13 protein-coding genes are annotated in these 12,103 nt (G+C 60.8%); 4 read left to right on the forward strand and 9 right to left on the reverse strand.

What is annotated here, in order from left to right; translation table 11 throughout:
* Window positions 1-386: 386 nt before the first annotated feature.
* The 6 genes from AC04PH_RS00005 to clpB form a co-directional block, all read right to left on the reverse strand.
* The gene (locus tag AC04PH_RS00005; protein ID WP_483063690.1) at window positions 387-1,520 is read right to left on the reverse strand and encodes an MFS transporter; all 1,134 of its coding nucleotides are present in this window, start codon (window positions 1,518-1,520) and stop codon (window positions 387-389) included.
* Between the two features lie 36 nt (window positions 1,521-1,556).
* Complete coding sequence (msrQ, locus tag AC04PH_RS00010) at window positions 1,557-2,162, reverse strand: protein-methionine-sulfoxide reductase heme-binding subunit MsrQ (protein ID WP_483063691.1); 606 nt, start codon at window positions 2,160-2,162, stop codon at window positions 1,557-1,559.
* Complete coding sequence (locus AC04PH_RS00015) at window positions 2,159-2,713, reverse strand: hypothetical protein (RefSeq protein WP_483063692.1); 555 nt, start codon at window positions 2,711-2,713, stop codon at window positions 2,159-2,161. Before AC04PH_RS00015 ends, msrQ begins: the two co-directional genes overlap by 4 nt.
* Before the next feature lie 15 nt (window positions 2,714-2,728).
* Window positions 2,729-3,646 carry a protein-methionine-sulfoxide reductase catalytic subunit MsrP gene (gene msrP, locus AC04PH_RS00020; protein WP_483063693.1) on the reverse strand — a complete coding sequence of 306 codons (918 nt, stop codon included), beginning with the start codon at window positions 3,644-3,646 and terminating at the stop codon, window positions 2,729-2,731.
* Window positions 3,647-3,780: 134 nt separating this feature from the next.
* Window positions 3,781-4,740, reverse strand: coding sequence for an endonuclease/exonuclease/phosphatase family protein (locus tag AC04PH_RS00025; protein WP_483063694.1), 960 nt, complete (start codon window positions 4,738-4,740; stop codon window positions 3,781-3,783).
* A gap of 216 nt (window positions 4,741-4,956) precedes the next feature.
* Window positions 4,957-7,569, reverse strand: coding sequence for an ATP-dependent chaperone ClpB (gene clpB, locus AC04PH_RS00030; protein ID WP_483063695.1), 2,613 nt, complete (start codon window positions 7,567-7,569; stop codon window positions 4,957-4,959).
* 213 nt (window positions 7,570-7,782) lie between these two features.
* Here clpB and AC04PH_RS00035 point away from each other — a divergent pair, with 213 nt between their 5' ends.
* From AC04PH_RS00035 to AC04PH_RS00050, 4 genes are all read left to right on the forward strand, one after another.
* On the forward strand, window positions 7,783-8,907 hold the full coding sequence (locus AC04PH_RS00035; RefSeq protein ID WP_483063696.1) for an SH3 domain-containing protein: 1,125 nt from the start codon (window positions 7,783-7,785) through the stop codon (window positions 8,905-8,907).
* Between the two features lie 68 nt (window positions 8,908-8,975).
* Window positions 8,976-9,695 (forward strand): orotidine-5'-phosphate decarboxylase, encoded by a 720-nt coding sequence (pyrF, locus tag AC04PH_RS00040; protein WP_483063697.1) that lies wholly within the window; start codon window positions 8,976-8,978, stop codon window positions 9,693-9,695.
* 84 nt (window positions 9,696-9,779) lie between these two features.
* Window positions 9,780-9,968, forward strand: coding sequence for an orotidine 5'-phosphate decarboxylase (locus AC04PH_RS00045; RefSeq protein ID WP_483063698.1), 189 nt, complete (start codon window positions 9,780-9,782; stop codon window positions 9,966-9,968).
* 97 nt (window positions 9,969-10,065) lie between these two features.
* On the forward strand, window positions 10,066-10,278 hold the full coding sequence (locus AC04PH_RS00050) for an orotidine 5'-phosphate decarboxylase (protein ID WP_483063699.1): 213 nt from the start codon (window positions 10,066-10,068) through the stop codon (window positions 10,276-10,278).
* A 128-nt stretch (window positions 10,279-10,406) separates the two neighbouring features.
* Here AC04PH_RS00050 and AC04PH_RS00055 read toward each other — a convergent pair whose 3' ends face one another.
* The 3 genes from AC04PH_RS00055 to AC04PH_RS00065 all read right to left on the reverse strand — a co-directional run bounded on the left by AC04PH_RS00055 (window position 10,407) and on the right by AC04PH_RS00065 (window position 12,078).
* Window positions 10,407-10,682: an NfeD family protein gene (locus AC04PH_RS00055; protein WP_483063700.1), complete on the reverse strand. Its 276-nt coding sequence runs from the start codon at window positions 10,680-10,682 to the stop codon at window positions 10,407-10,409.
* Window positions 10,682-11,575 (reverse strand): SPFH domain-containing protein, encoded by an 894-nt coding sequence (locus AC04PH_RS00060; protein WP_483063701.1) that lies wholly within the window; start codon window positions 11,573-11,575, stop codon window positions 10,682-10,684. Before AC04PH_RS00060 ends, AC04PH_RS00055 begins: the two co-directional genes overlap by 1 nt.
* Before the next feature lie 68 nt (window positions 11,576-11,643).
* Window positions 11,644-12,078 (reverse strand): NUDIX hydrolase, encoded by a 435-nt coding sequence (locus AC04PH_RS00065; protein WP_483063702.1) that lies wholly within the window; start codon window positions 12,076-12,078, stop codon window positions 11,644-11,646.
* Between the last annotated feature and the right edge of the window lie 25 nt (window positions 12,079-12,103).

Here is a 12,103-nt window from a genome sequence, read left to right on the forward strand (position 1 = left end):
CAGAGACAAAACAAACCAGATGCGCCCTAACTTACCGGCGCGCCCCGCCCAAGATATCTCTAAATTTGTTCGCGTCTCGTTGCACTATGGCCCGTCTGGCGCCCCGTCGATGCATCACTGCGCCACCGGTGAAGGGGTATTTAGGGTGAGGTCGCGGGACCCGCAACCCCCTTTTTACCCGTTTTCGAATTTTTCACACCAAACCCTGTTTTTTCCGTCTTTGGGCGGGGTTAGCGCAACTTCACTACGTGGTCCCGACGTAAGTTCGCAAGAAAATATCGACGCGGCGCGCGCCGAAGCGGATTCCCATCCCAGGCAAAGGCAACAGCTTTCCGATTGCGGATCGGTCCCTGGAATCAGAAGCGACCGAATCCACGGTCACTGCATTACCGTCGCAAAACCGGTGCCAGGACAAACGCAACCACCAACCCGGGCAGCAACGCGCCCAGACCCGCACGCAGCGAATAGGTTTCCGCAATGAACCCGATCAGCGGCGGGCCGACCAGAAAACCGATCACCGTCACCATCGAAAGCGTCGCGATATTAGCGCTTTCGTAGGTATCGTCGATTCGGGCCACCGCCGACACCGCCAGCGGATACCCGACCGAGGCACCTAGACCCACAAGCGCAAAGCCTGCATAGGCGCACCACAACGGCAGAGGCAACACCAGCAGCAGCACGCCTCCGATCGCGCAACTGATCGTGACACGCGCGAGTGTCACGACGCCGAACCGAACGTTCGCCGCGTCGCCGGCAAAGCGCCCGGCTGCCAGAAATCCCGCAAAGATCGTCACTGCCAAACCCGCCCTGCCGGTGCCGTCCGGCAGACGTTCCGCCAGATACACCGCCGCCCAGTCCGACATCGCCCCTTCGGTCATCGAGGAGGCCAGCGCATAGATCGCGATCAGGAACAACGCGGCAGGCATCGCCCGAAGCGCGCGACGCGGCGGCGGGACCACTGTGGTTTCAGAGGCAAGCCGCGGCAGGCGCGCGGCGGTCCACACGCCTAATGCCGTCGCGGGCACAGAGACCAGCAACAATGCGGACAGCGGAGGAACCGCCGCGAGCAGCACGATCAGGAACGATCCAACCATCAGCCCCAGCGCCCAGAAACCATGACATCGGCTCATCACTACAAGGCCGGTCTCTTTCTCGAACCGGCCCGCATAGACATTCAGGCCGACCTGCAGGAAGGCCACGCAGACGCCAAGACAGGCCAGAGACAGGAACAAGGTGACTTGCCCCACAGCCGCCAACGGCAAGGCGACCACGCACAGCTGAGCGATAAATCCCGCAATCAGCATGCGCCGTGGGCCGAACCGCACCAGCGCCCGGCTTGCGATCATGAGGGCCGGGACGAGCGCCACAGGCATCCCCAGCAGCGCAAGCGCCAGTTCAGCCTTGTTCAGGCCGAGTGTTTCTTTGACGTGGGGGATCAGTGCCAGCCACGCACCAAAGGGTATCGGTTCCAGCGCGAAAACGAGCATCGTCAGAAAAAGAGTGCGCCGGGCGTCCATCATGCGGCGACAGTAGCGACGCCGACAGGATTGGAAAGATCAAGCGGCCCGGCGCTTCCGGGCCCAGACGAAGCGGGTCAGCAACAACCCCGCAATGATGATCAGATATACGATCGGCTCCAACTGGAACCCCTTCACCAGCCAAAGGTAGTGGATGCCGCCAAGCACGACAGCGGGATAGGTCAGCTTGTGCAGCTTCTGCCAGCTTGCCGCGCCAAGCCGCCTGACCATCGCGTTGTTGGAGGTAACAGCCAGCGGGATCAGCATGAGAAAGGATACCATGCCGACCGTGACATAAGGCCGTTTGACGATTTCTTCCCAGACGCGGCCAAGCGACTGCACATCGAGCACGGCCCAAACCAGGAAATGCGCGAGTACGAAAAAGAAAGCCGTCACGCCGATTGCGCGGCGAAATTTCAAGAGGTTCAGCCCAAGCCATCTGCGCAGTGGCGTCACCATCAGGCCAAAGACCAGCAGCTTAAGCGCGACCTCGCCATATTCCCGTTCCAGCGCGTTGATCGGCTCCACACCCAGTCCGCCTGTCAGGCCAAGGTAGAACAGCCAAGCCGCCCATACCGCACCTATCACGTAGATCAGCCACGGTGGCACCTTCCGCAATGTCTGGTTTACGGGATCGACGATCATTCGATCGCACCGGAGCAGGCGAAAATGTCGAAATTACTGCGCCCCGCACGGTAAACATCATCGACAACATAACGTGCCACGCAGCGCGGGCGCATCCGATTGCCATCGACGACATCCATAAACGTATAGACGCGCAACGGTTGACCGTCCGGTCGGGTCAGCAAAAGCGTGGAATGCACCGCATTCGTACCGATCAGATCGAACGTATTCTGTGTTCCGGCCTCGACGCCAAGACGCTGCCAGAAGGACGTCGCTACAGACCAGTCCGGAAATGCCAATATGGCAACGTCGGCGTCGCCCAACCCCACACTCGGCGGCGGCAGGCCGTACCGGAAAACATTCGCCACATCACGGTCCTGCAACTCGTTCAGAAGCGTCTGGGTCACATCCTGATAGACAACGACCAAGCGCGACCCATCTCTCCCGTCTAGGATTACGTTGGGACTGACAGGTGACGTAGCGGGCAGAAAATCCTGCGCAAAAGCTGGCTGCATTGATAGCGCAAGCGCCAAAGTTGCCGCGGTAAATGTCAACTTGGTGAGCGTGGGCATGACCAGCAATCTAGCTTAGAAATTCTCAGCCAGATCCATGCCATCGTAAAGACTGGCGACATCTTCTTCGTAGCCGTTGAACATCAACGTGTCCTGACGGCTGGCGAACAGGCCGCCTCCGACGACGCGCTCGGATGCCTGACTCCAGCGCGGATGGCTGACGTTCGGATTTACGTTTGAATAGAATCCGTACTCACGCGGATTCGCGATATTCCAGCTTGTCGGTGGTTCTTCGTCCGTCAGCGTGATCCGTACGATGGATTTGATGGATTTGAAGCCATACTTCCAAGGCACCACCAGACGCATAGGTGCACCGTTCTGCTTGGCGATAGGCTCACCATAAATTCCGGTCGCCATGATCGTCAGAGGGTGCATCGCCTCGTCCAGCCGCAAACCTTCGACATAAGGAAAATCCAGCACACGCCGCTGCACGCCGATCATGTTGTCAGGTTGCACGGCGGTTTCGAAGGCTACGTATTTCGCGCCGTCCTGCACACCGACCTTGTTCAGAATATCCACCAGTTCGATCCCGTTCCACGGGATCACCATCGACCAGGCTTCGACGCAACGGAAACGATAAATGCGGTCCTCGACCGTCAGGTCGCCGATCAGGTCGTCCAGCGCATAATCACCGGGGTTGTCGACCATTCCGTCGACCTTCACCGACCAAGGTTCGATCTCAAGCTGATGCGCGTTTTCGGCCGGGTCGCCCTTACCGGTCCCGAATTCGTAATAGTTGTTGTAGCTCGTGATTTCTTCCAGCGTATTGGGTTCCAGCTCCGCCGCATCCTGCGCCTGCGCGGTACCGCCTGCGCCGACCAGTCCAATCGCACCCAGACCGGCGGTGCCCGCCAGAATATGCCGCCGGTTCAGAAAAGCGGCCTTGGGCGTGGCGTCGGCCAGTGTCAGATCGTTTTTCCAGCGGTGTGCCATTCTATCTCCTCGTCAACGTTCTATATATACTTGAATGTTTCAACGCCGGAAGGACAGCACAGGTTCCTCACGATGCCGCCAGCGACTGTAACATACATACCCCTTTGACGCCCCTCGAATGCCGTTCCTTGGGGTTAATCCGTGCGAAACTGAACCCAGATCGGACGATGGTCGGACAGATGGTAACGCACATATGCGGCGAACGAATCGCCGGGTCGCGCCTGCCACAGATCGCTGAACACCGCTCCGTCAAAGTCGAAAACGCCGTCGGTGACATAGGCGCGTCCCGCATCACCGGGAAAAAACGCGAGTTGGTCGTAGAATTTGCCCTCGGTAATCGTCGTGCCGATCCGGGACTGGTGTTCGGGTATATGCAGACCGCGTTTCGCCAGCGCATCGAACACCTCGTCTCCGATTTCGGCCTGCGGCATGTTCATGTCACCAATGACCACCACATTCTCCGAGAACGCCTGCCTGCGATTGCGCCGCAGGTCGGCCCAGCGCCCGACAGCAAAGGTTTCCAGCGCCCGGCGATTGATCGACCGCTTGCTGTCAGAGCCGAAATAGATATGCACGTTGACCAGCGTGAGGACGAACCCGTCACAGTCAAAGGCCACGACGTAAGGCGATCTGTCGAAGCCGCGGAATTTCTGCGACGACTGTGGAATGCGTATGTGCCGGTGCGACGCGACCGGAATGTCGATCTCGCCGGCAAGCGCAAGCCGTGTCACGCGCGATCTGTCATAAAGGAACACCATCCGTTCGCCGTTGCCCGTCTGATCCGAAAGCACCGTGTCGTAGCCCGGCAATTCCGCCAGAACACGCGACAACTCGGACAGGTCCTCCTTGACTTCCTGCACGGCGACAAGGTCGAACCAGGACAGGATTTCCGCAATCAAGGCGATATCCGCATCGCTGCGGATCTGGGCGCTGTCCCCAAGGTTGGCGATGTTCCAGCTGCCGATCAGCAGGCGACCCGCCTGTTTCGGTGGGATCGCCCGGCCAGGTTCGGTGTCACGCCAACGCCGCAGCGCCGCGATCTCGCGCGCGGCGGGATAGCTGTAGTCGAACGCGGACGGGGAAAAGGGCGGCAAAGGTCGATCCTTCCGGCTGTGCCGACAAATATATCACGGCCTCCGTCCCTGACCAAACACGCAAGAACCCGTAGTCCCAGGGGCGCCCAATCTTGCCGACTGGCTAATTCCTTTCATCGCGAAAAAGGCCCGGCAGATCACCGGGCCTTTGGTCTGTCTGCTTAAGATCATGCGGGAACTAGGCGGCCAATCGTCAACAGCCCGCTGCATCCAGCTTTAGTGTACGACCGCGTCGTCCGGTTTGGGACGCTGAGAGCCTGATACCCGGTCTCCGACGATCAAACCGTCGGCCCCTGCACTGACCGGCACCGTCGCACCGTCCAGCACCTCACCAGCCAGGATCATCTCGGCCAACTGATCCTGCAACGCGCGCTGGATCACCCGCTTGAGCGGACGCGCACCGAACACCGGGTCATAGCCTTCATCTGCCAGCCACTTCAATGCACCATCGTCCAGATCGAGCGTGATGTTCCGCGCGGCCAGTCGCCGCGACAGACGACGCAACTGGATTTCCACAATCCCCGCCATGTCGTCACGCGCAAGACGGTCGAAGATGATCGTCTCGTCCAGACGGTTCAGGAACTCGGGGCGGAAATGCGCCCGCACCGCTTCCATCACGCCACGCTTGGCATCGCTTGCATCGGCACCGTCCGGCAACTGGCTCAGCGCCTGTGCGCCCAGGTTGGAAGTCAGGATGATCAGCGTCTGCTTGAAGTCGACGGTCCGCCCGTGCCCATCGGTCAGCATCCCGTCGTCCAGCACCTGCAACAGCACGTTGAACACGTCCGGGTGCGCCTTTTCGACCTCGTCGAACAGAACGACCTGATACGGCCTGCGCCGCACCGCTTCGGTCAACACGCCGCCTTCGTCGTAGCCGACATAGCCGGGAGGCGCACCGATCAGACGCGCAACGGAGTGCTTTTCCATAAACTCCGACATATCAATCCGCACCATGGCAGAGTCGTCGTCGAACAGGTATTCCGCGACAGCCTTCGTCAGCTCGGTCTTGCCCACGCCGGTCGGCCCAAGAAACAGGAATGATCCCAACGGGCGGTTCTCGTCGTTCAGCCCGGCCCGCGCACGGCGCACCGCATTGGCGACAGCCTTCACTGCGGGCTTCTGACCGATCACCCGGCGGCCCAACTCGTCCTCCATCCGCAACAGCTTGTCCCGCTCGCCTTCCAGCATCTTGGAGGTCGGGATCCCCGTCCAGCGTTCCAGCACGGCGGCGATCTGTTCGGGGCGCACGGCTTCCTCGACCATCAGGTCTTCGTTTTCCTCGGCCTCGGCCAGCTTGCGCTGCAATTCGGGGATCACGCCATAGGACAGCTCGCCGGCCTTCGCCAGATCACCTTCGCGCTTGGCGATATCCAGGTCGGCCCGCGCGCGATCCAGCTTTTCCTTGACCTCGCGAGTGCCTTCCAGCTTGTCACGCTCGGCCTGCCATTTCGCGGTCATCTCGGACGCACGTTCCTGCAGGTCGGCCAGTTCCTTTTCCAGCTTCTCAAGACGGTCAGCAGATGCCGCATCGTCTTCCTTGCGCAGCGCCATCGCCTCGATCTGCAATTGCAGGATCTGACGATCCAGCGCATCGAGTTCTTCGGGCTTGCTGTCCACTTCCATCCGCAAACGCGACGCGGCCTCGTCCACAAGGTCGATGGCCTTGTCCGGCAGGAAACGGTCGGTGATATAGCGATGCGACAGTGTCGATGCCGCCACCAGAGCCGAGTCACTGATCCGCACACCATGGTGCAGTTCGTACTTCTCCTTGATACCGCGCAATATGCTGACCGTATCCTCGACCGTGGGTTCTTCCACGATCAACGGCTGGAAACGACGGGCCAGTGCTGCGTCCTTTTCCACATACTTGCGGTATTCATCCAGCGTGGTAGCACCGACGCAGTGCAATTCGCCCCGCGCCAGCGCAGGCTTGATCAGGTTGGCCGCGTCCATCGCGCCATCCGACTTGCCGGCACCGACCAGCGTGTGCATCTCGTCGATGAACAGCACGACTTCACCCGCTGCCGTCTCGATATCCTTCAATACGGCTTTCAACCGCTCTTCGAATTCACCGCGATACTTGGCACCGGCGATCAATGCGCCCATGTCCAGCGACATCAGCCGCTTGTTGCGCAGGCTTTCCGGCACGTCGCCATCCACGATCCGCAGGGCCAGACCCTCGGCAATCGCGGTCTTACCCACGCCGGGTTCACCGATCAGAACGGGGTTGTTCTTGGTGCGGCGCGACAGCACCTGCATCGCGCGGCGGATTTCCTCGTCGCGGCCGATGATCGGGTCGATCTTGCCTTCCCGCGCGGCCTCCGTCAGGTCGCGGGCGTATTTGTTCAGCGCGTCATAGCCGTCCTCGGCCGATGCGCTGTCCGCTGTCCGGCCCTTGCGCAGATCGTTGATCGCGGCATTCAGCCCCTTGGCCGTGACAAGCCCCGCATCCAACGCGTCCTTGGCCTTGGATTTCACCATGACCAGCGCCATCAACAGCCGCTCGACAGGGACAAAGCTGTCGCCCGCCTTCATGGCGATCTTCTCGGCCTCGGCCAAGACCTTGCCGGTGCCGCTGTCCATATAAAGCTGCCCGGTATCGCCGCTCACTTGCGGGATTTTCGCGACGGCTTCATCTGCCGCCTGCACCACACGCGCAGCATCGCCGCCCGATTTCGTAATCAGGTTCGCGGCCAAGCCTTCGGGATCGTCCATCAGGGCTTTCAATACATGCTCGGGTGCAAGGCGCTGATGGCCTTCGCGCATCGCAATGGTCTGTGCGGCCTGAACGAAACCGCGCGACCGCTCGGTGAACTTTTCAAGGTTCATGGGTCTCTCCTTTGATAAGCGCCCGTCTGGTATTCGGATGCCCGGCATTGCGGCACACCCTGCTTTCGGGCCTTGCCTCCCAAATGGGGGCGCCACGACACTGTTGCAAGACAGGCACAGTGACAATTTACACACCCCCTGCCAAAGGGGATTGCGTGGCAGGGTGCAGGCTGTGAAAATCTTTCATCCTCAACGAAACCGGAGTCGTTTCCGATGATACGCGCCATTTTGACTGCCCTTGCTTTGTTCTTTGCGACGGTCGCATCCGCCGACGGCCCGTGGCAGGGTTTCTGGCTCGATGAAGACAATTGGTCATTCAATCTTTATCAGTCCGGTGATCGTGTCTGGGGCGACTACGGCCATCAGGATTATATCGAAGGCAATCTTTCGCCGGATGGCACGGAGTTCCGCGGAAGCTGGCAGGAAGCCGGTGGTCGCTGGGGCCTGATGTATTTCCGCATGGCCAGTGACGGGCAGACATTTAACGGACGGTTTACCGTCGGATCGGAAATACCCGTCTCTGGGAATGGCGACCATTGGGGCGGGCGCCTGCAAAGCGAAACGCCGGACGCATTGGCGACAGCCACCGGGCCGGGGCGGTTCTGGGCGCCCGAGTGGGACAATACAACGCCCGAGGCGCTCGACTGGATCAGCTTCGGCACCGGCCGCGACCCCAATAGTATCGCGCCATCCAACGATCTGCCGCCTGCACCCGACCCCGGCGATCTGGGCCTTTGGACACTGATCGAGAACAACACCGGCGCAGGCACGTTTATCGAGGCAGGCGTGCTTCGGATGGATCGGACGCTCAGGGGCTTCACCGCGACCGGTCAGGTCCGCATTCCCACGCTCGACGGCGGTGCACTGGTCGGGATCGAAATTCTCTACAACGAAAACGGCGACGAGCAGATCGTGACGTTCAGCCATGGTGACGGGTCCTCGCGCAAGGCTTTCGTGGTCGTCACGGAGGGCGAAGGTGATTTTTACCGTTTGCGGTTCGGTGGCCTCGTTCTGCCGTCAAGCAACTATGAACTGTTGCTCCGGCTCAACCCCGGCACGATCCCCGACAGCAGCGCCCGCGAGACCAACCGGATCGCCAACTACGGCTTCGGCATCGTCGTCAACCTCTACCGGCAAGCGGACACGGCGTCCGACGTCCTCGCGCAGATCCCCGCAGGCACCACCGGTGTGGAACTGATCGATTGCGATCCGACACCCCTGACAGAGGCAGAACGCGCGCTGACAGGCTCCAACTTGCGGGCCGTTATTGGTGGCCGCTGGTGTCGTGTCCGCGTCAGCGGCTACACCGGCTGGCTGAACGGGTCCGCGCTGCAGTAGGCCCCTGCCGGATTGCATGACTGCCCGGCAGCCGCTAGACGGCTGTGAACCGTTGCAGGAGCCGCCAGATGACCGATGACCGCCTGATCGTTGCGCTTGATGTACCGAACGTGGTCGCCGGGCTGGACATGGCCACGCGCATCGGCGACGCGGTTTCATTTTACAAGATCGGTTTGGGTATGCTGACCGGAGGCGGCCTGGCACTGGCCAACGAACTCAAACAGGAACACGGCAAGCGGGTATTCCTCGATCTCAAGCTGTTCGATATTGGTGCGACGGTCGAGGCTGCGGTGCGTGGCGTCGCGCAGTACGATCTGGATTTCCTCACCGTGCATGGCGATCCCCATGTCGTGCGGGCCGCCGTCGAAGGGGCAGCGGGATCAAAAACCAAGATTCTCGCCGTCACAATCCTGACGTCGCTTGACCGCGCCGACCTTGACGATGGCTGCATGAAGGATGGTGACATGGCGCAGCTTGTCACCGAACGGGCCGACCGCGCGCTGCTGGCCGGGGCCGACGGTGTCATCGCCTCGCCGCAGGAGGCCGCCCTGATCCGCGCCTTGCCGATCGCCGACGGTCGTCTGATCGTGACACCGGGCGTCCGTCCTGCGGGGACGGCCCTTGGCGATCAGAAACGAGTGACGACCCCGGCGGAGGCCATCGCCAACGGAGCCGACCATGTGGTTGTCGGACGACCTGTCTGGCAGGCGGACGACCCGGCGCGCGCGGCGCGCGATATCCAGTCGGAACTGCGCTCGCCACAGGCACGTCGCAGCAACCGGCGTTAGATTATTCAAGTCTGACCTGCGCTGGTGAAACTTTATTAGGAAATCGTCGTTACTTCTAAAGACGAGGTCTGATGGAGTCGGCAAATGGAAATCCTGAACCTGCGCTACAATGCCCGCGCCCGCGCATTCGAAGCATCCGTATTGATGAAAACGGGGGGTAAAACGCTCCGCTATCCCAGCTGGGTCTATGGCCCCGCGACGCTTTCCGCCGGCCTGGTCAGGGCCGGTCTGCGCGCCCGGGCAGAACGAATGCACAATCCGATGCAACGATAATCGCAGTTTTGCGTTTCAAAATCATAAAGCGGCACAAAATGGCCGCGACTATTCAGGCAAGACCACCTCGGCGGGTGGCGATCAAAGGAAGATTACGATGACAAATGTTCACCTCGGCGACGTGCGCTACAACGCTCAAAACGGTGCCTTCGAGGCACGGGTCGACATCCAGCGCGGCCAATCCACATTCCGCTACCCCTGTCAGGTCGTCGGCCCTGTGACGATGGACATGGCCAGCGTGCGCGCAGGTCTGACGCGCAGCGCCTTGCGAATGTCCGACAGTGGCAGCGACCTCGTGTCGTCAATCTAGAGATACCTGCCGATCGGATAGCAAACTATCGCCTCTGTCCCTCTGACGGTTTGCACCCCCAATTATCCGATCAGCCCTACTGACCCGGTAGCCTCGCTACCGGGTCTTTTTGTACGTGGAACGCATGATCAGTTGTCGTTGATATCACGGTCCCAGATAGTGACCTGGCCGTTTTTCAGTCCGAATGTGAACCGAAGCGCCAAATATGCGCCGAGCGACAAAAGCGCAAAGACCACCAAAGTCAGCGGCAGCGACAAGCCGGTTAAACCGATCAGCATCAGCACCCCGACGACGAGCGCGCCGATCGCGAATCCCAGAAAGATGTAACCAGGGATGATCACTTCTGCCGTACCCAGGACCAGCGCCGCCGACATCCAGACCCACCATTCAGACCAAAGTCCCATCACGCGCGACCTTTCAGCATTGAAAACGCATTCTTGAACGCATCCAGCGCATCCGCCGGCACCACGATGGTCTGGCTGCCCTGACTGCCGCCCAGCGCGTTCAGCGCCTCGACCTGTTTCAGCGCAACCTGATACTGCGCGGCCTCAAGCCCGTTTTCGGCAATCGCGACCGCAACGACCTGAGTGGCATAGGCCTCTGCATCAGCGGCGATCCGGCGCGCCTTCGCCTGCTGCTCTGCCGCATATAGATCGCCGTCGGCCTTCAGTTCGACTGACCGCTTCGTGCCCTCCGCTTCGGTGACCTGCGCCCGGCGGGCCCGTTCGGCATTCAACTGCTGCAGCATTGCCGCCCGCGTCGCCGCATCAAGGTTCACATCAAGGATTTCGGCCCGCGTCACCTCGATCCCCCAATCGTCGACCTGCTGGGCCACCTGCTCGCGCACCGCCTCGATCAGCCGCGACCGGTTGGCCTGTACCTGATCCAGTTCCATACGCCCGATCTCTGACCGCACGATACCTGCGACCGTCGTGGAAATCGCGGCATCGACATCGCGAATACGATACACAGTCTTCTCCGGCTCGATGATACGGTAGAACACCGATGTCTCGACCTGCACCAGCACGTTGTCGGACGTGATCGCATCCTGCGCCATGCTGGGCAACTGGCGTTCCAGCACGGATACCTTGTGTCGCACCCGGTCCAAAAAAGGCACGATAAAGTTGATGCCTGGCCCCAGAACGGCACGCAGCCGACCCAGCCGTTCCACCACATATTTTTCCGACTGCGGAACGATCCGGACACCCGCCAGAATGCAGATGACGATGAACAGCGCCAGCAGCAGATAGACAAGGTTCGGGCCGACGTAGTCTGCGAGAATTTGCTCGAAATCCATCTTCAACGCCTTTCAGAAAGCTGTGTCAGACATACGCACCCGCTCACACCTTTGCAATCGCGCCCGCATCAATCCATAGCGGTCCCCTGCGCCCCGCGCAGGTACTCCTGCAGGCGTGGCGGAAACGACGGCACGACCCGGTCCAGCGCCAAAAAGACCTCCGGCGCGATCAAATCCCACCGTTGCCCCTCGTCACCCAACACGACATCCGTCGCGACCGCCGCAGGCAGGTGTGCCACGAAAAACCAGTTCTGGTGACCGGGCTGATTGACCGAAGGGTAGTACTGCTGCCAAACGACCGCGTTACGCGGCAGATGCAGATTGACCTCTTCACGGACCTCGCGCTGCACGGTCTCAAACGGTGTCTCGCCCGCCTCCGCCGTGCCACCGGGACAGTCCCAGCAGTCCGGACAGGGAATGGATGGGTCGTCGTCACGCAGGATCACCAGCATCCGGTCCCCCAGAAACAGCGCGACATGACTGCCAAGAAAGGGCTTCTCCATAGCCGTCACCATAGTGATTGTGGCG

This window comes from Yoonia sp. KMU-150 (assembly GCF_056858355.1).

What these genes read in the sequence shown, in the direction of transcription:
- AC04PH_RS00005 (WP_483063690.1), bottom strand. Translation starts at nt 1,520, where the DNA reads ATGATGGACGCCCGGCGCACTCTTTTTCTGACGATGCTCGTTTTCGCG.
- msrQ (WP_483063691.1), bottom strand. Translation starts at nt 2,162, where the DNA reads ATGATCGTCGATCCCGTAAACCAGACATTGCGGAAGGTGCCACCGTGG.
- AC04PH_RS00015 (WP_483063692.1), bottom strand. Translation starts at nt 2,713, where the DNA reads ATGCCCACGCTCACCAAGTTGACATTTACCGCGGCAACTTTGGCGCTT.
- msrP (WP_483063693.1), bottom strand. Translation starts at nt 3,646, where the DNA reads ATGGCACACCGCTGGAAAAACGATCTGACACTGGCCGACGCCACGCCC.
- clpB (WP_483063695.1), bottom strand. Translation starts at nt 7,569, where the DNA reads ATGAACCTTGAAAAGTTCACCGAGCGGTCGCGCGGTTTCGTTCAGGCC.
- AC04PH_RS00035 (WP_483063696.1), top strand. Translation starts at nt 7,783, where the DNA reads ATGATACGCGCCATTTTGACTGCCCTTGCTTTGTTCTTTGCGACGGTC.
- pyrF (WP_483063697.1), top strand. Translation starts at nt 8,976, where the DNA reads ATGACCGATGACCGCCTGATCGTTGCGCTTGATGTACCGAACGTGGTC.
- AC04PH_RS00045 (WP_483063698.1), top strand. Translation starts at nt 9,780, where the DNA reads ATGGAAATCCTGAACCTGCGCTACAATGCCCGCGCCCGCGCATTCGAA.
- AC04PH_RS00050 (WP_483063699.1), top strand. Translation starts at nt 10,066, where the DNA reads ATGACAAATGTTCACCTCGGCGACGTGCGCTACAACGCTCAAAACGGT.
- AC04PH_RS00055 (WP_483063700.1), bottom strand. Translation starts at nt 10,682, where the DNA reads ATGGGACTTTGGTCTGAATGGTGGGTCTGGATGTCGGCGGCGCTGGTC.
- AC04PH_RS00060 (WP_483063701.1), bottom strand. Translation starts at nt 11,575, where the DNA reads ATGGATTTCGAGCAAATTCTCGCAGACTACGTCGGCCCGAACCTTGTC.
- AC04PH_RS00065 (WP_483063702.1), bottom strand. Translation starts at nt 12,078, where the DNA reads ATGGAGAAGCCCTTTCTTGGCAGTCATGTCGCGCTGTTTCTGGGGGAC.